Source organism: Streptomyces sp. MMS24-W38, assembly GCF_059889265.1.
Genome location: NZ_JCBCPP010000001.1, coordinates 1,046,499 through 1,067,578, shown reverse-complemented (window position 1 = coordinate 1,067,578; position 21,080 = coordinate 1,046,499). Strand labels below are relative to the sequence as shown.

Annotated in this window: 20 protein-coding genes; 10 read left to right on the top strand and 10 right to left on the bottom strand. The window is 71.1% G+C overall.

What is annotated here, in order from left to right:
- Window positions 1–21: 21 nt before the first annotated feature.
- Window positions 22–978 (top strand): GlxA family transcriptional regulator, encoded by a 957-nt coding sequence (locus AC6F7H_RS03670; protein ID WP_500755163.1) that lies wholly within the window; start codon window positions 22–24, stop codon window positions 976–978.
- A gap of 107 nt (window positions 979–1,085) precedes the next feature.
- Window positions 1,086–2,084, top strand: coding sequence for a type I glyceraldehyde-3-phosphate dehydrogenase (gene gap, locus AC6F7H_RS03665; protein ID WP_500755162.1), 999 nt, complete (start codon window positions 1,086–1,088; stop codon window positions 2,082–2,084).
- Window positions 2,085–2,494: 410 nt separating this feature from the next.
- Here the strand turns inward: gap and AC6F7H_RS03660 are convergent, their stop codons facing one another.
- The gene (locus AC6F7H_RS03660) at window positions 2,495–2,866 is read right to left on the bottom strand and encodes a winged helix-turn-helix transcriptional regulator (protein WP_500755160.1); all 372 of its coding nucleotides are present in this window, start codon (window positions 2,864–2,866) and stop codon (window positions 2,495–2,497) included.
- 83 nt (window positions 2,867–2,949) lie between these two features.
- On the opposite strand from AC6F7H_RS03660, the gene AC6F7H_RS03655 reads away from it, so the two are divergent.
- From AC6F7H_RS03655 to AC6F7H_RS03645, 3 genes are all read left to right on the top strand, one after another.
- Entirely contained in the window at window positions 2,950–3,858 is a 909-nt protein-coding gene (locus AC6F7H_RS03655; protein ID WP_500755159.1) for an NAD(P)-dependent oxidoreductase, read from the top strand.
- A gap of 535 nt (window positions 3,859–4,393) precedes the next feature.
- The gene (locus AC6F7H_RS03650) at window positions 4,394–5,071 is read left to right on the top strand and encodes a DUF4232 domain-containing protein (RefSeq protein ID WP_500755157.1); all 678 of its coding nucleotides are present in this window, start codon (window positions 4,394–4,396) and stop codon (window positions 5,069–5,071) included.
- A gap of 220 nt (window positions 5,072–5,291) precedes the next feature.
- Window positions 5,292–6,197: a hypothetical protein gene (locus AC6F7H_RS03645; protein ID WP_500755156.1), complete on the top strand. Its 906-nt coding sequence runs from the start codon at window positions 5,292–5,294 to the stop codon at window positions 6,195–6,197.
- 152 nt (window positions 6,198–6,349) lie between these two features.
- On the opposite strand, the gene AC6F7H_RS03640 is transcribed toward AC6F7H_RS03645, so the two are convergent.
- The gene (locus AC6F7H_RS03640) at window positions 6,350–7,654 is read right to left on the bottom strand and encodes an MFS transporter (protein WP_500755154.1); all 1,305 of its coding nucleotides are present in this window, start codon (window positions 7,652–7,654) and stop codon (window positions 6,350–6,352) included.
- A 407-nt stretch (window positions 7,655–8,061) separates the two neighbouring features.
- On the opposite strand from AC6F7H_RS03640, the gene AC6F7H_RS03635 reads away from it, so the two are divergent.
- Entirely contained in the window at window positions 8,062–8,445 is a 384-nt protein-coding gene (locus AC6F7H_RS03635) for a VOC family protein (RefSeq protein WP_500755153.1), read from the top strand.
- Window positions 8,446–8,448: 3 nt separating this feature from the next.
- On the opposite strand, the gene AC6F7H_RS03630 is transcribed toward AC6F7H_RS03635, so the two are convergent.
- The 5 genes from AC6F7H_RS03630 to AC6F7H_RS03610 all read right to left on the bottom strand — a co-directional run bounded on the left by AC6F7H_RS03630 (window position 8,449) and on the right by AC6F7H_RS03610 (window position 13,493).
- A complete protein-coding gene (locus tag AC6F7H_RS03630) occupies window positions 8,449–9,336 on the bottom strand; it encodes a class I SAM-dependent methyltransferase (protein ID WP_500755151.1) in 888 nt (295 codons plus the stop codon).
- 330 nt (window positions 9,337–9,666) lie between these two features.
- Window positions 9,667–10,293, bottom strand: coding sequence for a hypothetical protein (locus AC6F7H_RS03625; RefSeq protein ID WP_500761638.1), 627 nt, complete (start codon window positions 10,291–10,293; stop codon window positions 9,667–9,669).
- A gap of 167 nt (window positions 10,294–10,460) precedes the next feature.
- Window positions 10,461–11,507 (bottom strand): extracellular catalytic domain type 2 short-chain-length polyhydroxyalkanoate depolymerase, encoded by a 1,047-nt coding sequence (locus AC6F7H_RS03620; protein ID WP_500755149.1) that lies wholly within the window; start codon window positions 11,505–11,507, stop codon window positions 10,461–10,463.
- 223 nt (window positions 11,508–11,730) lie between these two features.
- On the bottom strand, window positions 11,731–12,231 hold the full coding sequence (locus AC6F7H_RS03615) for a universal stress protein (RefSeq protein WP_500755147.1): 501 nt from the start codon (window positions 12,229–12,231) through the stop codon (window positions 11,731–11,733).
- Between the two features lie 5 nt (window positions 12,232–12,236).
- Window positions 12,237–13,493 (bottom strand): SLC13 family permease, encoded by a 1,257-nt coding sequence (locus AC6F7H_RS03610; protein ID WP_500755146.1) that lies wholly within the window; start codon window positions 13,491–13,493, stop codon window positions 12,237–12,239.
- Between the two features lie 91 nt (window positions 13,494–13,584).
- On the opposite strand from AC6F7H_RS03610, the gene AC6F7H_RS03605 reads away from it, so the two are divergent.
- Window positions 13,585–13,815: a hypothetical protein gene (locus AC6F7H_RS03605; RefSeq protein WP_500755144.1), complete on the top strand. Its 231-nt coding sequence runs from the start codon at window positions 13,585–13,587 to the stop codon at window positions 13,813–13,815.
- 201 nt (window positions 13,816–14,016) lie between these two features.
- Here the strand turns inward: AC6F7H_RS03605 and AC6F7H_RS03600 are convergent, their stop codons facing one another.
- Window positions 14,017–16,809, bottom strand: a complete 2,793-nt coding sequence (locus AC6F7H_RS03600) for a SpoIIE family protein phosphatase (protein ID WP_500755143.1) — start codon at window positions 16,807–16,809, stop codon at window positions 14,017–14,019.
- 302 nt (window positions 16,810–17,111) lie between these two features.
- Here AC6F7H_RS03600 and AC6F7H_RS03595 point away from each other — a divergent pair, with 302 nt between their 5' ends.
- Window positions 17,112–17,372, top strand: coding sequence for a hypothetical protein (locus AC6F7H_RS03595; protein ID WP_500755141.1), 261 nt, complete (start codon window positions 17,112–17,114; stop codon window positions 17,370–17,372).
- A gap of 66 nt (window positions 17,373–17,438) precedes the next feature.
- On the opposite strand, the gene AC6F7H_RS03590 is transcribed toward AC6F7H_RS03595, so the two are convergent.
- The gene (locus AC6F7H_RS03590; protein ID WP_500755140.1) at window positions 17,439–18,200 is read right to left on the bottom strand and encodes an IclR family transcriptional regulator; all 762 of its coding nucleotides are present in this window, start codon (window positions 18,198–18,200) and stop codon (window positions 17,439–17,441) included.
- A 139-nt stretch (window positions 18,201–18,339) separates the two neighbouring features.
- Between AC6F7H_RS03590 and AC6F7H_RS03585 the strand changes: the two genes are divergently transcribed.
- Complete coding sequence (locus tag AC6F7H_RS03585; protein ID WP_500755139.1) at window positions 18,340–19,308, top strand: GlxA family transcriptional regulator; 969 nt, start codon at window positions 18,340–18,342, stop codon at window positions 19,306–19,308.
- Window positions 19,309–19,331: 23 nt separating this feature from the next.
- A complete protein-coding gene (locus AC6F7H_RS03580; protein ID WP_500755138.1) occupies window positions 19,332–19,967 on the top strand; it encodes a DJ-1/PfpI family protein in 636 nt (211 codons plus the stop codon).
- 181 nt (window positions 19,968–20,148) lie between these two features.
- Here AC6F7H_RS03580 and AC6F7H_RS03575 read toward each other — a convergent pair whose 3' ends face one another.
- Window positions 20,149–21,033, bottom strand: coding sequence for a LysR family transcriptional regulator (locus AC6F7H_RS03575; RefSeq protein WP_500755137.1), 885 nt, complete (start codon window positions 21,031–21,033; stop codon window positions 20,149–20,151).
- Between the last annotated feature and the right edge of the window lie 47 nt (window positions 21,034–21,080).

The window sequence follows — 21,080 nt, the reverse complement described above, 5'->3', positions numbered from 1 at the left end:
CGCCCCACGTAACCTTTTCCTGTGCCAGCCCCCCGCCTGCATCGCGTCGCCGTCCTCGTGCTCGAGGGCGCGAAGCCGCTCGATGTCGGAATTCCCGCGCAGGTTTTCACGACCCGCGCGAGCATGCCGTACGAAGTACGGGTGTGCGGGGCGACACCCGGTCTCGTGACCGGCGGCGACGGCCTCGCGTACCACGTCGCCCACGGCCTCGACGCCCTCGCGTGGGCCGACATCGTCTTCGTCCCCGGCTACCGGTTCCCGGACCGCGAGGACCCGCCGCAGGCCGTCGTCGAGGCACTGATCACCGCCCACGACCGGGGCGCGCGGCTCGCCGCCATCTCGACGGGCGCCTTCGCGCTCGCCGCCACGGGCCTGCTCGACGGCAGGCGCGCCACGACGCACTGGCACTACACGCGGGCGCTCGTGGCCAGGCATCCGCTCGTCCAGGTCGACGCGAACGTGCTGTTCGTCGACGAGGGCAGCGTGCTCACCTCGGCCGGCGCCGCCTCCGGCATCGACCTGTGCCTGCACATCCTGCGCGGCGACCTCGGAGTGGCCGCGTCCAACCACGCGGCCCGGCGTCTGGTCGCGGCCCCCTACCGCAGCGGCGGCCAGGCCCAGTACGTGCCGCGCAGCGTCCCCGAGCCGCTCGGCGAGCGCTTCGGCGCCACCCGCGAGTGGGCGCTGCACCGGCTCGGCGAGCCCCTCACCCTCGGCGTACTGGCGCGGCAGGCCGGGGTCTCGCCGCGCACGTTCTCCCGGCGCTTCGTCGAGGAGACCGGCTACACACCGATGCAGTGGGTGATGCGCGCCCGCATCGACCTGGCCCGCGAACTGCTGGAGCGGTCGCAGCGCAGCGTCGAGCAGATCGCCGCCGACGTCGGCCTCGGCACCGGCGCGAACCTGCGGCTGCACTTCCAGCGCATCCTCGGCACCACCCCGAGCGAGTACCGGCGCACCTTCACCCTGGGCGAGTAACCCGCCCGGCACCGCGTGGCGAGATCCTTTCGAACCATGGCGACCCCGCCACTGTCAGCGGCGCGAGCCGCGGGCGAGCCTGGTGGCGAAGGGAAAGGACACCACTCATGACTCGCATCGCCATCAACGGATTCGGCCGCATCGGACGCAATGTGCTGCGCGCACTGCTGGAGCGCGACAGCACCCTCGAGGTCGTCGCCGTCAACGATCTGACGGAACCCGCCACTCTCGCCCGGCTGCTCGCCTACGACAGCACGGCCGGCCGGCTCGGGCGCCCGGTGACCGTCGACGGGAACGCCCTCGTCGTCGACGGCCGTCGGATCACGGTGCTGGCCGAGCGCGAACCGGCGCAGCTGCCGTGGGCCGAACTCGGCGTCGACATCGTCCTGGAGGCCACCGGCCGCTTCACCTCGGCCAAGGCAGCCCGCGCCCACCTCGACGCGGGCGCGAAGAAGGTGCTCGTCAGCGCGCCGTCGGACGGCGCCGACGTCACGCTCGCCTTCGGGGTCAACACCGACGCCTACGACCCGGCCGTGCACACGGTCGTCTCGAACGCCTCCTGCACCACCAACGCGCTCGCTCCGCTGGCCGCGATCCTCGACGAACTCGCCGGTATCGAGCACGGGTTCATGACGACGGTGCACGCCTACACGCAGGAGCAGAACCTGCAGGACGGTCCGCACCGCGACGCCCGTCGCGCCCGGGCCGCCGGCGTCAACATCGTGCCGACCACGACCGGTGCCGCCAAGGCGATCGGCCTGGTGCTGCCGAACCTCGACGGCAAGCTGTCGGGCGACTCGATCCGCGTACCGGTGCCGGTGGGCTCGATCGTCGAACTCAACACGACCGTCGCTCGCGACGTGACGCGCGACGAGGTGCTGGCGGCGTACCGCGCCGCGGCACAGGGGCCGCTCGCCGGCATCCTCGAGTACTCGGACGACCCGCTCGTGTCGTCCGACATCACGGGAAACCCCGCCTCTTCCATCTTCGACTCGGCCCTCACCCGCGTCGACGGCCGCCACGTCAAGGTGGTCGCCTGGTACGACAACGAGTGGGGCTTCTCGAACCGCGTGATCGACACGCTCGAGCTCCTCGCCACCCGCTGACCGGACGCCGGGGCGGTACCCCGCCTCCGGCGACCGAGCCGGCCGGCACTTCCCTTGGGCGCTCTGGTTGACCAGCCGGGCAGCCAGAGCGCTCAAGGCACAGAACTCGTGGGTGTGGCTGTCTCGCCCATCAGCAGGGAGCCACATACGCGATCCTTCCGAACTGGCGACGGCCGGGCCGGCAAGGTCTCCTGGAAAACCACCACCGCCACGAATCACGAACCCCGGGGGCAACCTGCCCACTGTCGAAGGCGATGCTCGAGAAGGGCTTCACGATCACCGGGCAGGAGTTCCACAGCTCCACCCCGGCCGTGAGCAGTTCCGGCACCGCACGTTGCTCGTCGGAAGTCCACACGGCGCACTCGTCCCCGAACGGCTTCTCGAGCGCGCGGGATGGGTGACCGGGATGCTCAGCCGTGTGAGGTCTCGGCCACGTCGACCGCTTCGAAGCCTTCGCGACGCATCCGCTCACTTCCCCAGGCGCCGAGGGGCCCGAGCGCTTGATTGAGCGTGCGCCCGTGCTCGGTCAGGGAGTACTCCACCCGCGGCGGCACCTCGGCATAGACCTCCCGGTGCACGAGACCGTCCGCCTCCATCTCGCGCAGGTGCTGCGTCAGCATCTTCTCGCTCACTCCCGGCAGGCCGCGCCGGAGTTCGGCGAAGCGGCGTACGCGACGGGCATCGAGTTCCCACAGGATCAGTCCCTTCCACTTGCCGCTCACCACATCGAGCGCAGCGTCGATGCCGCAGATGTAAGGCCCGCGTCTCGGCGCCTTGGCCATCACTGGTCCCCTTACTGAAAGGTAAGTACCGCAGAAAATAGTGGGTACTTCCGAGAGTAGTGACGCTCTTCGAGGATGGAGGAGTGAACGAACAACAGAACCGCACCACCAAGCAGAACAGCGCTGTCACCGTGGTCGGACTCGGCCCGATGGGCCAGGCGATGACACGCACCCTCCTCACCGCCGGCCACCCGGTCACCGTCTGGAACCGCACCGCCAGTCGGGCCGACGGCGTCGTCACCGACGGAGCGACGCTCGCGGCGACACCCGGCGAGGCGGTCGAAGCGAGTGACCTCGTGATCCTGAGCCTCACCGACTACCAGGCGATGTACGACGTCCTCGACAGCGCCACCGAATCGCTCGCCGGCCGGACGCTGGTCAACCTGAGCTCCGACACTCCCGACACCACACGCAAGGCAGCAACCTGGGCAGCGGGCCACGACGCCACCTTCCTCACCGGAGGTGTCATGGTCCCCGCGCCGATGATCGGCACGGAGGCCGCCCATGTCTACTACAGCGGCCCCGACGAGACGATGCAGCGCCACCTGGCGACGCTGGCCCTGCTGGGAACACCAAAGTATCTGGGCGAGGACCCGGGCCTCGCCCAGATGATGTACCAAGCCCAACTCACGGTGTTCCTCACCACCTTGTCCGGACTGATGCACGCCACCGCGATGCTGGGCACCGCAGGAATCAAGGCCGGGGAAGCGCTGCCGGAGTTGCTGTCCTTCGCGGACTCGACAGGCGACATCCTGAGGGCCGGTGAAGAGAACCCCGGCGCCGCGCTTGATGCCGGAGAGCACCCCGGCGACCTCAGCACGGTCACCATGATGGGGGCGACGTCCGACCACATCGTCGAGACCAGCACGTCACTCGGCCTCGACCTCGCGCTCCCCCTGGCCGTGCAGGCCCACTATCGGCGCGCGATCGAGGACGGACACGGCGGCGACAACTGGACCCGCATCATCGACGGCATCCGAGGACCGCGCTGACCGAACGCGGGACCGATGGACACCGGCCCAGCCGCGATGCACGCGGTCGGCTTCGGGGCCGCGTCCAGCAAGGGCAGGTGTTCCCACAGCGGTAGCTGGAACCGGGACCATTCCCGCGGGTACGGGGAGCAGGGCAACGAGTGCGTGACGTAGATCGTCACGTCGGTGTCATCCCTGCGGGTGCGGGGAGCAGGATTACCTGAGAATCGTAGGAGAGGTAGGGATGCTCCCACCCCGGGCGGGGATATCGGTATCACGTACAGCTGCTCCCCGCACCCGCAGGGATGGCCCGCCTCCGTCATCTGCCACGAACACGGCTAAAAGACAGGCGTGTTGTCACCAGGGCCACCGAACGGAGCGCACTGGACTGGCCTCGGTTCTTTCACTTCGTGGTCATGTCACCGGTCTGCGACAGCGGTGTCCTGGAACGAAGACGCCGGGATCTCCTCGGCTCGTAGCCCCCTCATAGTGGACAAGCAAGTACCGAGAAGCCGAAACCGCTTCGGCCTCAGCCACTGATTAACAGGGGGATTTCATGTTCGGCAACCGTCGCAAGGCCTTACTCGTCTCCGCGGCCCTCGTCGGAGGCGCCATGCTGATGACGGCGTGCCAGGATTCGGACGCGGCCACGGACACCGGCGCTGCGCAAGGTTCTTCGTCCGCCACTCCGGCCGGCGATGCGGTCACCCCGTCCGGCTCGTCGACCGCGGGCGGTGACCAGGGCACCGGCAAGGGCTCCGACGCCCCGGGCAAGGGAACTGCGGACGGGGCCGGCTCCGGCGCCGACACCGGCAACGGCAAGCGGGAGCCGGTCGAGCAGAGCTGCGGCGCCAACGACATCTCCTGGAGCACCAGGTCCGAGACCCAGGCCGGCGGATACATCCTGATCGTCGCCAAGGCGAAGCCGGGGATCACCTGCTACCTGCCCGCCGCGCTTCCGACCGTGGCGTTCGGATCCGACGGCACCCAGGCGGGTCCCGCGGAGCAGGCCGTCGGCGAGCAGATCAAGCTGAGCGGGAGCACCACCGCCTACGCCGGGGTGAACCCGAAGACCACCAACGGAAACGGTGGCAAGGAACTGGACAGCATCATCGTCGCCATCGGTGACGACGACCCCAACCCGGTTTCCCTGCCGGTCGGCACCATCACTGTCGATCGCCCGATCGTCACCAACTGGCACACCGCCCCCAAGGACGCCGTTCCCTTCAGCTGAACGGACCCGCAGCGTGCCGACCTGGTGACATCCGCCGTGCCTTGTCTGATCGAAGTCGCAGGTCAACGGAGGTCGATGGTGACAACCAGCGTGCTTCGGCTCAGACGAGTCGGGTACGGCGGATGGTGCGGCACCCGAGCCCCGTAACCGCTGAGACCGCAGGTCGCGAATGCCGCCGGTGGCTCCCGTGGGAGGATGACGCCGGGCGGGGGAGGGGCGTGTGAGCGACGGGGTGAAGCGGCCGCCGGGGCTGCGTGTGGAGGAGCCGGGGGACCCGCACGGCTTGCGGGGGCCGCAGCCGATCTCCGTTTCGATGGTGGCGGTGCTGATGATGGCTCCGACGGCCGTGGAGATCGTGGGCTTCGTGGAGATGGCAGGGGAGTCTCCGATGCGCAGCGATGGTCCCGGCATCGTGTTGCTGATGCTTCCTGCCCTGTTCTGCTTCGGTCTTCCCGTGGCGTTCCTGGGCACGTTGTTCGGGGTGTTGCCGACGCTGTCGGTCGCCGTGTGGGCGGGGCGACGGTGTGCCGGTCGGCACGTGGGGTGGTGGGTTCCGGCGGTGGCCGGTTGTTGGGCGGCCGCGGTGGCGCTGTGGCCGGCGGTGACGGGGGACGGCCTGGAGACCTGGCTGTGGGCGTGGCTGTCCGGCACGGCGGCGCTGTCGACGGTGACGCTGCTGACGCGCTGGGCCCTCACCCGTGGACGCCCGTACGGGACGGTCGTCGGGGTCGGCCTGCTGTCGGCGGTCGCCGTGGTCGCCGTGGGGTCCTTGGCCTACGGGACCGGTGTGGTGGACGAGTACGCACCGCCCCGGGTCCACGCCTCGGACCTGGTCGGCACGTGGAACGACGGCCGTGGCGGCACGCTGCGGCTGGACGGAGAAGGTCGTGCGGTGGCCATCGGCACCTGGAGCCAAGGCGGAGTGGACTCGCCGGACGGGCGATGTGAGGGCTCGGGCACGTGGAGGTTCGAACCGGACGACAATCCCTGGCTCCAGAGCGTCACCGTCGATGCCGGCGATTGCTGGTCGGGACAGTGGACACTGGGCGGCACGGCCGACCGCCCCAAGCTGAACTACCAGCTCGGAGACACGGATTCGCCCGAGTGGTACGTGCTCACCCGGTGAGAAGGGCAGGCACACCGGCTGGTGCGCGGTACCCGCATTGAGCTGAGCGGCGTGGTCGGCCGGACCGGCCGACCACGCAGTGGTGACCGGGCTTGCCCGACGGCTGCGACCGCTGACGGAGTCGTGCCGGCTGTTCGCGGCGACAGGGGTCGTCACGCAGCCGGGGCCGGAGCCTCCGGCGGGGCGGGAAGCGTCCGTCCCAGGCGGGCGAGTGGGGACAGGGCCATCAGTGCCGGTGACAGCAGCATGCCTGCGGCTGTCACCAGGAGGCTGGTGCGCGTCCCCCACCCTTCCGCGAGGAAGCCGCCGAGCAGCGAACCGAGCGGGGTCAGCCCCATGCCGACGAAGTTGATCGTCGCGGCCGCGCGGCCCTGCATCCCGTCCGGAGTGAGGGTCTGCCGGACGGCCATGAGCGTGACGTTCACCAGCTGACCGAAGGCCCCGAACACGAAACTGATCGCAAGGAGCGCGGGAACCGTCACCACGGAGGAACCGTGCAGTGCGGGCACAAGCAGGAACACACCGTCGCCGAGTGCCGCCGCGGACACGAGCACGGCGCCATGTCCGAACCGGCTCGGCAGGCGGGCGGCCAGCAGCGAGCCCAGGAGCGCTCCAGGCCCCGTCGCCGACAGTGCCAGCCCGACGGCGGTGCCCGACAGGTGCAGGTCCCGTGGCAGGAACAGCAGGTAGACGGTCATCACAGCCGCGAAGGAGAACTGGAAGGCGGCTGATGCGAGGCACACGGCCCGCAGCGAGGTGTCGCCGGCGACGAAGCGGAGGCCCTCGTGGATCCGCCGCCAGACCCGAGGAGGACGTTCCGAGCGCTCCGGGATCGACTCGTGGCGACCGATCCGTCGGATCGACAGGAACGACAGCGCGAAGAACAGCGCGCTGGAGGCGGCGGCGATCGGCGCCGACAGCACGGACACCAACGCACCACCGAGGGTGGGACCGCCGATCTGCGCCGCGGACCGACTGCCCTCGAGCGCGCTGTTGGCACGCACCAACTGATCGCGTTTCACCAGCCGTACCAAGGAGGCCTGGTACGCCACGTCGAAGAACACGGACAGGGCCCCGACGGCGAAGGCGACCACGAGCAGCGTCGGCAGGCTGAGCCGGCCGAGGAGACCGGCCACGGCGGCGGCGCCCAGCACCAGGGTCCGGCCGACGTCCGTCAGCACCATCACCGTGCGGGTCCGCCACCTGTCCACCCACGCGCCGACGAAGAGCGAGAGCAGCAGAATCGGCGCCTGCCCCACCGCGCGCAGGGCGCCCAACTGGCCGGCACCGGCGTCGAGCGTCAGGACGGCGAAGAGCGGCAGAACCACCAGGCCTGCGTGTTCGCCCAGTTGGGAGGCCGTCTGGCCCATCCAGAGCCTACGGAAGTCGCCGTCCCGCCACAGGCTTGACGGAGCAGGACGAACGGAATCGGACCCAGCGGAGGAAGAGGACGGCACAGGGGTCCCTCGGATGACCGAAGACGAGAGCCGCCGACCGGCGCACGCCGGGCGCACCGACGATGTCAGGCAGCGGGAAGGGAAGGCTCGCTGTGCCGCGCTGTGAGGGCAGCACGCGATGACGGGCCGCTCGCGGCCTCAGACGTCAACGCGTGCTCGGACGACCGACCATGTCTTCGCTCCTTGTGAGTCACTCGCCGCGCGAACACTAGCTCCCGCTCGGCAGGGCACGAAAGGCAATTAAGGGCCGGGCGGGCGGCGGGAGGAGTCCGGTTGTTCGCGCCGGGGCACGAGGGTGGGGCGGCTCAGCCGGTGGCTCGGGCCCAGAAGCCGTTGAGCTGTGTGCGTGGTGAAGGCTGAGCGCAACTCGGTGGCGTCCGGAGTAGAAGTCGGGAAGGCTTGTGCGCATGGTTTCGGTAGTGCAGAACGTGGCGATCGACTGTGCGGATGCCTATGAACTGGCCCGTTTCTGGAGCGGGGTGACCGGCCGTCCGCTGCATCCGGAGGACAGACCGGGCGACCGGGAGATTCAGGTGCTGCTGGCGGAGGGCCCGGTGCTGCACTTCAACCAGGTACCCGAGGCCAAGACGGTCAAGAACCGGATCCATCTGTGTCTGCGCCCTGAGACCTCGCGCGAGCAGGAGGTGGAACGGCTGCTGGGCCTCGGCGCCGCCTTTGTCGCCGATCACCGGAATCCCGATGGCTCTGGTTGGGCGGTCCTTGCCGACCCCGAGGGTAATGAGTTCTGTGTTCTTCGCAGCGATTCCGACCGAGCCGCGATGGGTTCCTGACACTCACGCACCATCCTGGCCGGTTTCGCATGCCTGCTGGTCACGCTGCTCGTCGATGGCCGAGATGCGAACGGTCGCCTCGTTCCGACTCTGGCTCCGACAGTGCTCCGCGACTGGCTGGTCGTCCGAGCCGGTGGCCGACGGCGGTACCTCGAGGACGAAGAACAGGAAGGTGGGTCTGGTCGAAAGGTCGTGGAAGTCGTCGGGGAACAGTTCGCGGGCGGCCGGGTCGGGCTGCGGCTCGCTGATGACGGAAAGGCGGAAGCCGGCGGTGGTGAAGGCATCGGTCATCGCGTGCAGTGGCTTGCGCCAGAACCTCATCGGGACGGACTGCCCGTTGAACGTCCAGTCGAAGGTGTAACTGGTGGTCGCGGAGTAGTCGGGTCGAGGATCCTGGATCGTATAAGCCACGAAGGGGTGGTCCACCGACGCGATCAGCCGGCCGCCGGGCCTGAGCACTCGCCGCAACTCGGTCAGCGTCGGCCCCCAGTCCTCCAGGTAGTGCAGTACCAGTGACGCGACCACGTCGTCGAACGCGCCGTCGGCGAACGGCAGACGGTCGCTCAGGTCGACCAGGTGCAGGGCCACGCCTTCACCGAGCCGCCGCCTGGCCAAGTCCAGCATCTTGGCGCTGGCGTCGATGCCGGTGACGACCGCACCGCGGTCGCGCAGTGCGGCGGACAGGGGGCCCGAGCCGCAGCCGGCGTCCAGGATCCGACGGCCGGCCACGTCTCCGGCGAGGGCCACCATCGCGGGCCGCGCGTAGTACGCGTTCACGAGGTTGTTCTCGGTTTCCGCCGAGTACGCCTCGGCGAAACCGTCGTAGTCGTTCACCCGAGCCGGATCGGCGGACTGGGCGAAGCTCTCGGGCACGTCGGTCAAGCGTTCCATCGTCGCAGCCTAGTTTTCACATGATCCGCCGGACAGACCCTGGATGAATGAGTTCGATGTGTGTGCCGACCGAAACCACGGCGAAGGGGATTCGTGTCCCGTCTCGTGGTGTAAGAGCTCCGAACACAATGGGCGCTCGGCTCGTGGGGTCTGGCACGCACTTCCCCAAGCTCTCGGCTTCGCTCGAACAGGGGGGACCCCCACGAACAGGGGACCCCCACGAACAGGGGACCCCCACGAACAGGGGACCCCCACGAACAGGGGGCCCTCATGAGCAGGGGACCCCCATGACGCCGCGAGCTGCTCGGACTCCCGTTGTGTTCGGAGCTCTTAGCCGCCCGCGTCCACGTCGTTGCGGGGCGCCCCGTCGCCGACCGGCGGCAGATCGCCGCGTTCGACGGGTTCGGACGGCGCCGCGCCGTCGGCGGGTGCGGGCGGCAGCAGCTCGGCTGCCTCCTCACCGGACGGCCGGCGGGCGTCCCGCGCCGCCTCACGCAGGACGTCGCGGGAGACGCCCGCATCGCCCTCGAGCCGTACGACGTGGTCCTCCTTCACCACGGCGTACTCGTGCGTCCCCCGACCGGAGCGGTACCAGACTCCCTCCCCGTCCGACTCGCACATCTGCTGCCCCTCGGCGCAGTCGGAAGCGGACATCGTGCCCCGGTCGACGTACAGCCGCAGCTGCCCGCCCTCCTGCCGTGAGACGTACGTGGCGGAGAAGCCGTCCCCGCCGTACACCCCGACGGACTGCCGGGCGAGCGCGAACCCGGGTGCCTCGATGACGTAGACGAGCTCCGGGGCGATGCCCAACGCCCTGGCGCGGGTGGCGAGTTCGGCGGCCGGGGCGTCGGCGTCCCGTGGCTGCCCCGGCTCACTGCCGCAGGCGGTGAGCAGCAGGGGAGCGAGGAGCAGAGGAGCGAGCAGCAGCGGCAGCAGTGGGCGCACGGTACGGACCATGCGCCCATCCAACCGGACGCCGGTCGCCGGCGTCCGTGCCATCGGGATGGTCGTCTCCGGCATGGCCGCCTCCGTCGCCTTCTACCGTCGGCGCGGGTTCGTGTTCCCCGAGAGCGCCGACACGCCGGGGTGGGCCTGCGGTACCGGCCCGCCCCGGCGCGTGGGCCTCAGCCGCCGAGTGCGGCGACCATGTTCATGATGGTCTCGACCTGGGCGCCGCCCTTGATGGGGTAGTTGGTGGCGCCGAGGTAGCCCCACCAGTCCCAGCATCCGTTGGGGTTCACGACGGACGACGTGGCCTGCGGGTACAGGACGATCATCTTGTTGTTGTCGGCGTACTGGTTGAGGTTGGCGCGGTCGACGAAGGTCGTACCGACCTTGTCGTACGCCTGCAGGCAGCCGTGCAGGGAAACCATCAGGCGGCAGCTCTGCCCCGACTCACAGGACTTGGGGACGTAGGCGAACCCGGAGCTGCCCATGCTCAGGGTGCTCGGCATTCCGTTGACGGCGTGGGTGCTCTGCCCGAACTTGATGAGCTTGCCCGTCAGCGGCCCGGTGTTGGGGGAGGAGACCGAGCCGAAGAGCTTCTGCAGCAGCGCTCTCTGGGGGTCGGTGCCGCAGTCGTTCATGTACGGCGCGCTGTTCGCGGTGCAGCTGTTCGGCCCGTACGGGGTGACCCAGGAGTGCCCCGCCGCGGAGGTGTTGTCGTAGGTCACGTTCGCACCGAAGTGCTGGTAGAAGGCCTTCCCGGCATCGCCGACCGAGGGCTTCACCACGCTGTCGTTCTTGCCCTGGTAGAGGTACACGGGGCTGCCGGACAGGTTGCTGACCGGGTCGACCCACCCGTAGGAGGACCAGGTGGAGGCCCTCGAGGTCAGAGTGCTCGTATAGGTGGGGTAGAGGTTGTCCCCGCAGCCGTACAGGGCCTGGTAGACGTTGTTCTGGGCGCAGTAGTACGGTCCCGCCCCGAAGATCGCCGCGCCCTTGATCTTCTTCGAGTAGGCGACGTGCAGCTGACCGGCCATGTAGCCCCCGGAGGAGATTCCGGAGACGTACACGCCGGATACGTTGTGGCGGGTGAGACTGCCCGACACCGGGGGAACCGTGTGGGGAGTGGCGGCCTGGGCGGTACCTGCCGACGTCAGCAGGGCCACCAGGACGGAGAGGATCAAGGCGGGGGACCACCGGAAGACACGTTGACGGGCTCGCATCATGTGCACCTGCTCCCTGGGGCTTGCGGTCCGGTCGAGGCGCCGGTCCGTGCGGTAGCGGAACAGTAGGGGTGACACGAGAACACTGGCGATGTGTGCGGCACACATCCATCAGCGGATCGAAGTGGCTCAAACACACTGGTCCTGACGGCCGGTGCGCCGGGCGTGAGCCGGGCGGGCGGGAGCAGTGCCCGGGAAGACCACGACCCCTGCCCGATGTTTGCGGCTACCGGTGGTGGGGTGGGTGAGGTGGTGGGGGTGGGATGGTGGTGACGTCGGGGGCGGTTTCGGGCCAGACGAGAAGGACGGGGCAGGGGGCGTGGTCGACGACGAAGCGGCCGGCGGGGCCGAGACTGCGAGGTCCGAGACGGGTGCGGTCGCCGTCGCGGGCGAGGACGAGCAGGTCGGCGCCTTCGGCGGCGGCCACGACTTCCCGCTCGACGCGGCCGGCGCGCTCGACACGGTCACAGGGACGCGCCAGGCGCTGCGCGGCTTCGGCGAGGAGCCGCTCGGCGGAGGCGGTGGCCAGGTGCTCGACCGCCGTGCCGGGGTCGCGTTCGGGACGGCCGCGGCCGAGCAGCCCGGCGAAGGCGCCGTGTGCGGCGCCGGGGGCTTCGGGGCCGGTCACGTGCAGCAGCACGATGTCGGCGGCCTCGGGGGCGTGGCTGCGGGTGGCGTCGACGCAGGAGGGCCAGGTGCCCTCGGTGATCCAGGCGATGACTCTCACGGTGATCAGCCTCCGATGACGGTGAGTGAGGCCCACAGTGCCACCACCGCGAGCAGCAGGGCGGCGGGCACGGTGCACAGGCCGAGCCGGGTGAACTCGCCGAGTTCGACGTCACTGTCGTGTTCGTGCACGATGCGCTGCCACAGCAGGGTGGCCAGGGAACCGGCGTAGGTGAGGTTGGGTCCGATGTTCACTCCGAGCAGCACCGCGAGGACGGCACCGGGCCCGGACGGTGCGGTCAGCGGCAGCAGCACCAGCACGGCGGGCAGGTTGTTGATGAGGTTCGCCAGCACGGCGGCCAGCGCCGCGACGGCGAGCAGGGCCGCGAAGCCGTTTCCGCCCGGAACGAGACGGCCCAGGCCGGCGGCGAGGCCGTTGTCGACGACCGCGCGGACCACGATGCCCAGGGCCAGGACGAAGGCGAGGAACGGGACCGCGGCGGCGCGCACGAGGGCGGTGGGCCCGGTGCGGCGCCGCACCAGAGCACGCACAGCCAGCACGACGGCGCCGGCGAAGGCCGCCCAGGCGGGGTTGACTCCGAGGGCCGAGGTCAGGACGAACCCGGCCAGGGTGCAGGCCACGGTGGCCAGGGCGAAGACCGGCAGCTCGCGGGGTTCGGCGGTGGGGGGAGCCTGGGCTCCGGCGTCCAGGTCGGTGGCGAAGAACCGGCGGAAGACCACGTATTCGGTGGTGACGGCGACCAGCCAGGGCAGGGCCATCAGGGCGGCGAAGCGGGTGAAACTCAGTCCGCTGGCGGCGAACGCGAGCAGGTTCGTGAGGTTGGAGACCGGCAGCAGCAGCGAGGCGGTGTTCGACAGGTGGGTGCAGGCGTAGACGTGGGGCTTGGGCCGGGCGCCGAGCCGGGCGGCGGTGGCGAAGACCACCGGGGTGAGGAGCACGACGGTGGCGTCCAGGCTGAGCACCGCGGTGATCACTGACGCGGCTGCGAACACCTGGACCAGCAGGCGGCGCGGGCGACCTGCCGCGGTACGGGCCATCCACGCTCCGCACGCGTGGAACAGGCCCTCGTCGTCGCAGAGCTGAGCCAGGACCAGGACGGCGGCGAGAAAGCCGATCACCGGTCCGAGCCGCGCGGCCTCGTCGCGGGCGTGGTCGAGTGAGATCGCTCCGGTGGCGATGACCACGCCCGCGGCCGGGACGGCGACGACCGCCTCCGGCCAGCCGAACGGGCGGACGACGGCGCACGCCAGCACCGCCAGGAGCAGAACGACGGAGACGGCCTCCGCCAGCGGGGGGCTCACGATCAGATCTTCTCCCAGCCGTGCGGTACGGCCGGCCGGGGCATCCGCCGGACGGTGGATCGCCGCGGGCTGACCTGCCGAGGCGGAGCGCGTGCTCGAGGCCTACACGGTCCGCGTCGAGCAGCGGCGGCACGAGGACTTCGTCCTGTACGGGGCCGGCCTCGGTTCCGTCGACGAAGCCGTCGTCCGCACCTGCCCGGCCGCCGGCTTCTCTGCGCACCGCGCCCACGAGGTAGCCGAGACCTCCACCGCGCCCGCACATGACGATCGAGGTCACACCGCCGGCCCGCCGGGGGCAGCCGCCACCGTCCGGTGGGTGTGAAGGGTGTCGGCGAGATCGGCCAGGTCGGTGTGGCGGCGGAGAGCGCCGATGCCGTGCACCACGCCACCGGGCGCCGGGTGCGCAAGCTGCCGATCACGATCGAGGACCTCCTGTGCGGACAGCGGACGTCCTCCGAGGGGCGGCGGACCTCCTTCGAGGTCGTACGGACCGCCCCGCCGGGCGCCCCGGGGCCGGCGGGGGTCACAGGGCCGCGTCGGACCACTGGTCGAGGATGTCGTCGCCGGTCAGGGCGGCGCCGGGTTCACCCTCCCTGCCGTCCAGTTGCTGCTCGGCCCAGATCACCTTGCCGGTGGGCGTGTACCGGGTGCCCCAGCGTTCGGCGTAGCGGGCGACGAGGAACAGGCCGCGTCCGCCCTCGTCCGTGGCCGCCGCCTGGCGCAGGTGGGGCGAGGTGCTGCTGCCGTCGGAGACCTCGCAGATCAGGCGGCGGTCCCGCAGCAGGCGGACGTGGATGGGGACGGTGCCGTAGCGGATGGCGTTGGTGACCAGTTCGCTGAGGATGAGTTCGGTCGTGAAGCCCGCCTCCGTCAGGTCCCATGCCGCCAACTGCCGGGTGACGTCGGCGCGGACGCCGGACACGGCGGCGGCTTCGGGGGGCACGTCCCATCCGGCGACCCGCTCGGGGTCGAGCACCCGGGTGCGGGCGACCAGCAGGGCGACGTCGTCGTTCCCGCCGTTCGGCAGGAGGGCGTCGAGCACCGCGTCGCAGGTCTGCTCGGGGGTCCGGCCGGGGTGGGACAGTGCGCCACGCAGGATCTCCAGACCGACGTCGATGTCCCGGTCGCGGCTCTCGATGAGCCCGTCGGTGTAGAGGACGAGCTGGCTTCCCTCGGGCACCTCGAACTCCGCGCTCTCGAAGGGCAGGTCGCCCAGGCCCAGCAGCGGGCCGGCCGGCACCTCGGGGAAGGTCACGGTGCCGTCCGGACGGACGAGGGCGGGTGGCGGGTGGCCGGCCCGGGCCGCGCTGCACATGCCGGAGGCCGGATCGTAGACGACGTACAGGCAGGTGGCTCCGATGAGTCCCTCATCGTCCCCCTGGTCCGCCCGCTCCCGGTCGATTCGGGCCACCAGGTCGTCCACCCGGGCCAGCAGCTCGTCCGGCGGGAGGTCGAGGGTGGCGAAGTTGTGCACCGCGGTACGCAGCCGTCCCATGGTGGCCGCCGCGTGCAGACCGTGCCCCACCACGTCCCCGACCACCAGTGCCACCCGGGCGCCGGACAGCTCGATGACGTCGAACCAGTCCCCGCCCACCCCGGACTGGGCCGGCAGATAGCGGTGGGCCGCCTCCAGCGCGCTCAGGTCCGGCAGGTCACGGGGGAGCAGACTGCGTTGCAGGGTGACCGCCAGCGCGTGCTCGCGGGTGTACCGGCGGGCGTTGTCGAGCGCCACGGCGGCCCAGGCGGACAGCTCCTCGGCGAACAGCACATCGCTCTCGTCGTACGGCTCCGCCCGCTCCGAGCGCCAGAAGTCCACCGAGCCCAGCACCGTGCCGCGGGCCCGCAGGGGTACCGCGATCAGGGAGTGGAAACCGTGTCCCAGGAACTCCTCCGCGCGGTCGGGGGCCAGCGTCCGCCATCCCTCGGCGGTGCTCAGATCCGCCTCCAGCACCGCGCGGCCGCTCCTCACGCACCGGGCCTGCGGTGTGGCGTCGGGGAAGCGAACCGTTTCACCCACCGCCATCAGCGGCAGGCCGTCGTGGATGGTGCTCAGCCCGGCCCGCCGCATGACGGTGTGCCGCTCGGTCGGCTCCTCGCCGTGCAGCACCTCCTCGGCCAGGTCGACGGTGACCAGGTCGGCGAAGCGCGGAACCGCCACCCCGGCCAGTTCGTGTGCGGTGCGCTCCACGTTCAGGGAGGAGCCGATCCGTGCCCCCGCGTCATAGAGCAGGCTCAGGCGCTCCCGGGAGGCCTCGGCGCGACCGGACAGGGCCCGCAACTCCGTGGTGTCCCTGAGCGTCACCACGCTCCCGGCGCTCCCGTTGCCGGCCCCTGCGCTCCGCTTGTTGACCGCCAGCAACCGCTCGGCCGTGGGAAGCACCTCGTCGGTGGCCGTCCGCTCCGAGGCCAGCAGTTCGACGACGCCCGGGCTCAGACCCAGGTCGGTGACCTTCCGGCCCTCCGCGTCCGGCGGCAGGTCCAACAGCCGCCGCGCCTCGTCGTTGGCCAGTACCAGCCGCCCGTCACCCCCTACGATCAGCACCCCCTCCCGCACCGCGTGCAGCACCGCGTCGTGGTGGTCGTACATCCGGGTCATCTCCACCGGACCGAGACCGTGGGTCTGACGCAGCAGCCGTCGGCTCACCAGAGCGGTGCCGCCCGCGCAGATGGCCAGGGCCACGCCCGCGGCCCCCAGGATCACCGGGAACTGCTGGGCCGCCATGCCCGCCACCTTCTGGATCGTGATCCCGACCCCCACCGAGCCGACCGGCGTTCCGTCGGGCTCGGTGACCGGGGCGTACCCGACCACCGAGCGCCCCTTGACGGTCTCGATGGTCTGCGTCCGGGGGGAGGTCAGCGGCTTGATCGGGCCGGTGACGGCCTTCCCGATCAGCGAGGGGTCGGGGTGCGTGTAGCGGACCCCGTCCTTCGAGTACACGACGACGAGGTCCACGTCGGTCGCCCGCTCGACCCGCTCGGAGAGCGGCTGCAGGGCCTCGCTGGGGTGGGGACCGGTCATCGCCGTCAGCGTCTGCGGGGAGTTCGCGAACGTCGTGGCGATGGCCAGGGACCGGGTCTGGGCCTCGTGGAGGCTGTCACGCCGGGCCTGGAACACGAGGGCGACCAGCGCGGCGGTGATGATCAGGGTCACGACCAGGACCTGAAGCACGAACACCTGGCCGGCCACGCTGCGGACCCGAAGCAGGGACCGCAGCCGTCCGGGGGGCCGCACCGGCCGGGAACCCTCGCCGCGCCGGTCCCGCCGCCGGGCCGACCCGGCGCGTGCGGCCCGGCCCCCGAACAGGCGGGACGACATGGGGAGAGGGCGACGGGGATGTGTGGTCACTGCATCGTTCGCCTCCTCGGCAGCGGTGCCCCGGCCGTCCATGACCACCCGCCCGCCGGTCGGCGGGGGGGGAAGACCGGCGTGCGCGGCCTCCGCGGCGTCGCGTCCGGTGAGCGGACACCGGGGCCATCGACCCGGATGTTCTTCGCATTCCTCGCGAACGAGTCAACGGTACCCGCTCATCCCCGGTCCGGTTGCGGGACAGCTGCGCGCGGAGGGCGCCACACGCCACAATGCGGCTCAGGAGCGACACCACTACAGGGGGGAAAGCCATGGCCGACCGGCAGAAGTTCCAGGCAGCGGTCAGAGTCGAGAAGGCGCGGATCTGGTTCGCCTGGGCGTCCGGCGGCTCCGTCATGCTGGCCGCCGCCCTCGCCACCCAGGACATCGGTGTCGTCGGTGTTGTCGGCGTCGTCACCCAGGTCCTGCTCGTCGGCGTCGGCATCGCGTTCACCGTCACCGCCGTGCGGATGACCGACCGGCTCAACCGCAAGGCCGAAACGGCCCGCCGGAACACTCTCGGGGGCCTCTGACGCAGGGCCCCTGACTCAAAGGGGGAAACCTCGAAGGAGGAAACGGGCCGACCCGTGGCCGGGGGCTCAGCCGGCGACCTGCCCGGTGAGGTTCCGCCCGATACCCCGGGCCGCCACCTGCAGGGCGCTGACCAGCCGTGCCCGGTCGCGTTTGAGGCTGGGGGCGACGATGCCGAGCGCCGCCACCACCGCGCCGTCCGACCGGATCGGCACGGCCACCGTGCACGCGCCCAGGCTCATCTCCTCCACCGTCGTGGCGTAGTCGTCCTCGCGCACCTTCTTGAGCTGGCCGCGCAGCAGTCCCGGCCGGCTCACCGTGTAGGGGGTGATCCGGGGGAGGTCGGCGAGCACCTCCTCCTGGACGTCGGCCGGGGCGTGCGCGAGCAGCACCTTGCCGACCCCCGTCGCGTGCAGCGGCAGACGGGAGCCGATCGCGCTGACCACCGGTACCGAGGCGTGACCGGAGAGCCGGTCGACGTACAGCGCCCACAGGCCGTCGCGCACCGCGAGGTGCACGGTGGCGAGGGTCGCGCCGTAGAGGTCGTGGAGGTACGGGGAAGCGATCTGCTGCAGCCCGGTGTGCACCGGCGCGAGCAGGCCGATGTCCCACAGCCGGCGCCCGACGACGTACTCCCCCGACGCGGTACGGCTCAGCGCACCCCATGCGACGAGCTCGCCGACCAGCCGGTGCGCGGTCGGGACCGGGAGGCCGGCGCGGGCGGCGAGTCCGGTGAGGCTGAGCCGCCGGTGCCGCCCGTCGAAGGCCCCCAGGATCGCCAGCGCACGACTGGTCACGGAACGCCCGGGTCTCGTGGAATTACCTGCCATGCCCGGCATCCTTCCGCTGAGCGGAAACGAAGACAACCCCGGCACCGTCTCCACGGCCCCCGGCAGCGGCCCCGGGGCGGCAGGAAAGGTGGGCTGCTCGTCATTGCAGCCACCCGGCTCCCCGCCGAGGATGAACGCCATGACGAGGAGATCGGTGCTGGTGGTCGTCTTCGACGACGTGCAGAGTCTCGATGTGACCGGACCCCTGGAGGTGTTCACGGGGGCGGGTCGCCACAGCGGGAACCCGTACGAGATCCGTACCGCCTCGCTCGACGGTGCTCCGGTCCGTACCTCGAGCGGTCTCACCGTCGTCCCGGACCGCGCACTGGGCGAGGTCGAGGTGCCGCACACCCTGCTCGTCCCGGGCGGCAACGGCACCCGTCACCCGGCTCCCCGGCTGATCGACTGGCTCCGGGAGCACGCCCGGGACGCCGAGCGCATCGTCTCCGTGTGCAGCGGCGCGCTGCTGCTGGCCGAGGCCGGCCTGCTCGACGGCCGTCGGGCGACGACCCACTGGTCGGTCTGCGACCACATGGCCAGGACCTACCCGGCCGTGGACGTCGACCCCGACCCGATCTTCGTACGTGACGGCCGGATCGCCACCTCGGCCGGAGTCACCGCGGGCATCGACCTCGCGCTCGCCCTGGTCGAGGAGGACCACGGCAGGGACACCGCGCTCGCCGTCGCCCGACATCTCGTCGTCTTCCTCCGGCGTCCGGGCGACCAGGCGCAGTTCAGCGCCCAACTCGCCGTCCAGACCGCGCGGCGCGAACCACTGCGGAAGGTCCAGCAGTGGATCACCGAGCACCCGGACGGGGACCTCTCCGTCGAGAGCCTGGCGGAGCGCGCCAACCTCTCCCCCCGGCACTTCGCCCGCACCTTCCACTCGGAGACCGGTACGACACCCGGCCGGTACGTCGAGCGCGTCCGCCTGGAGCACGCCCGGCGTCTCCTCGAGGACACGGCCGACGGAGTCGGGCAGGTCTCCCGCGCCAGCGGCTACGGCACACCCGAGGCGATGCGCCGCGCCTTCGTGAAAGCCCTGGGCACCGCTCCGGCCGAGTACCGCCGGCGCTTCCGCCCGTCGACACCACCTGAATCCACCTGAATCCGCCCGCTGAAAGGCAGACGATGCAGATCGCGATTGTCCTCTTCGACCGCTTCACCGCGCTGGACGCGGTCGGCCCGTACGAGATGCTCTGCCGCATACCCGGTGCCGAGACGGTCTTCGTCGCGCAGCGACCGGGCCCCGTGCGCAACGACCGCGACGACCTCGCCCTCGTCGCGGACCACAGCCTCGACGACAGGCCGGCCCCCGACATCGTCGTGGTGCCCGGCGGCCCGGGGCAGACCGCCCAGATGGAGAACGAGACGCTCCTCGACTGGCTGCGCACCGCCAGCGCCACCAGCACCTGGACGACCTCGGTGTGCACGGGCTCGCTCCTGCTCGCGGCGGCCGGGCTGCTCGAAGGCCGCCGTGCCACCTCGCACTGGCTGGCGCTCGACCGCCTCGCCGCGTTCGGCGCCGAACCGACCGGCGAGCGCGTCGTCACGGACGGCAAGTTCGTCACCGCGGCCGGAGTCTCCTCCGGGATCGACATGGCCCTCACCCTGGTCGGCAGGGCCGCCGGTGACGCACACGCGCAGGCCGTCCAGCTCGGGACCGAGTACGACCCCCAGCCGCCCTACGACGCGGGTTCACCCCGAAAGGCCCCCGCAGCACTCGTCGACAAGCTCCGCGCCGGGAGCCGCTTCATCCTCCGGTAGGGCCCGTCCGGCGGATCCTGCCGCAGACGCGGGGTCTGGCACGCCCTCCCCGAGCTCTTCGAGCAGGGAGACCCCCATCGCCCCCGCTCACCCGCGCCGACGAGGCACCGTCGTTTTCCTGCGGTCTGCTCCGCCGCACAGGCCCTGGGCCGCGTCCGGCGGGTGGCCCCACGCGCGCCTCTCAGCCGCGGACGCAGTCCTCGATCACCGAGGCGACCTGCTCGGTCGCGGCCGAGACGCGGTGCGTGCGCCGGGCCAGCACCAGTTCGACGGACTCGGAGCCGGTGAGCGGTACGTAGGTCACGCCCTCGAGGCTCAGGCTCTGCACCGACTGCGGTACGAGGGCCACGCCGTGCCCCGCCGCGACGAGGACGACCAGGGTGGCCGTCTCGCCGATCTCGATGAGCGGGTCGGGCCGGAAACCGGCCCGCCTGCAGGCGGACAGAACCCGGTCGTACATCGAGGACCGGGACTGCGAGGGATGGATGACGAACGGCTCGTCGGCCAGGGCCTTCAGCGGGATGCTCGGCCGGTCCGCCAGCCGGTGGTGGGCCGGCAGCACGGCCACCAGCGGCTCGGACCGCAACGGGGTGGTGCGGATGTCCTCCTCCGACACCGCGCCCCGCAGGACGGCGAGGTCGAACGTGCCGGAGAGCAGGCCCTCGACGAGCCGCGGGGTGAGGACCTCACCCCGCAGGTCCAGGGTGATGCCCGGCAGCTTCGCCCGTACGGTGCGGGCGACCTTCGGCAGGACGTCGTAGGTGGCCGTGCCGATGAAGCCGACCGAGACCCGGCCCGCATGGCCGGTGGCGAGTTCCCGCAGGTGGATCCGCGCGCGCTCCTCCTCCGCGACGAGGGTGCGCGCGTAGTCGGTGAGGTGACGGCCGGCCTCGGTCAGTTCGACGTGCCGGGTGGACCGGTTGAACAGCGAGACGCCCAGCTCCCGCTCCAACTGCTTGACCTGCTGGGACAGGGCCGGCTGCGCCACGTGCAGACGGGCGGCCGCGCGCCCGAAGTGGCACTCCTCGGCCAGGGCGAGGAAGGAGCGGAGCTGACGGAGTTCCATCCCCCCATTCTATAAGCGCTGCTTATGAATCAATGCAGACTAGGTCT

Coding starts and splice junctions, on each gene's coding strand:
- gap (WP_500755162.1), top strand. CDS start 1,086: ATGACTCGCATCGCCATCAACGGATTCGGCCGCATCGGACGCAATGTG.
- AC6F7H_RS03660 (WP_500755160.1), bottom strand. CDS start 2,866: ATGGCCAAGGCGCCGAGACGCGGGCCTTACATCTGCGGCATCGACGCT.
- AC6F7H_RS03650 (WP_500755157.1), top strand. CDS start 4,394: ATGTTCGGCAACCGTCGCAAGGCCTTACTCGTCTCCGCGGCCCTCGTC.
- AC6F7H_RS03635 (WP_500755153.1), top strand. CDS start 8,062: ATGGTTTCGGTAGTGCAGAACGTGGCGATCGACTGTGCGGATGCCTAT.
- AC6F7H_RS03630 (WP_500755151.1), bottom strand. CDS start 9,336: ATGGAACGCTTGACCGACGTGCCCGAGAGCTTCGCCCAGTCCGCCGAT.
- AC6F7H_RS03625 (WP_500761638.1), bottom strand. CDS start 10,293: ATGGTCCGTACCGTGCGCCCACTGCTGCCGCTGCTGCTCGCTCCTCTG.
- AC6F7H_RS03620 (WP_500755149.1), bottom strand. CDS start 11,507: ATGATGCGAGCCCGTCAACGTGTCTTCCGGTGGTCCCCCGCCTTGATC.
- AC6F7H_RS03600 (WP_500755143.1), bottom strand. CDS start 16,809: ATGTCGTCCCGCCTGTTCGGGGGCCGGGCCGCACGCGCCGGGTCGGCC.
- AC6F7H_RS03595 (WP_500755141.1), top strand. CDS start 17,112: ATGGCCGACCGGCAGAAGTTCCAGGCAGCGGTCAGAGTCGAGAAGGCG.
- AC6F7H_RS03590 (WP_500755140.1), bottom strand. CDS start 18,200: ATGGCAGGTAATTCCACGAGACCCGGGCGTTCCGTGACCAGTCGTGCG.
- AC6F7H_RS03585 (WP_500755139.1), top strand. CDS start 18,340: ATGACGAGGAGATCGGTGCTGGTGGTCGTCTTCGACGACGTGCAGAGT.
- AC6F7H_RS03580 (WP_500755138.1), top strand. CDS start 19,332: ATGCAGATCGCGATTGTCCTCTTCGACCGCTTCACCGCGCTGGACGCG.
- AC6F7H_RS03575 (WP_500755137.1), bottom strand. CDS start 21,033: ATGGAACTCCGTCAGCTCCGCTCCTTCCTCGCCCTGGCCGAGGAGTGC.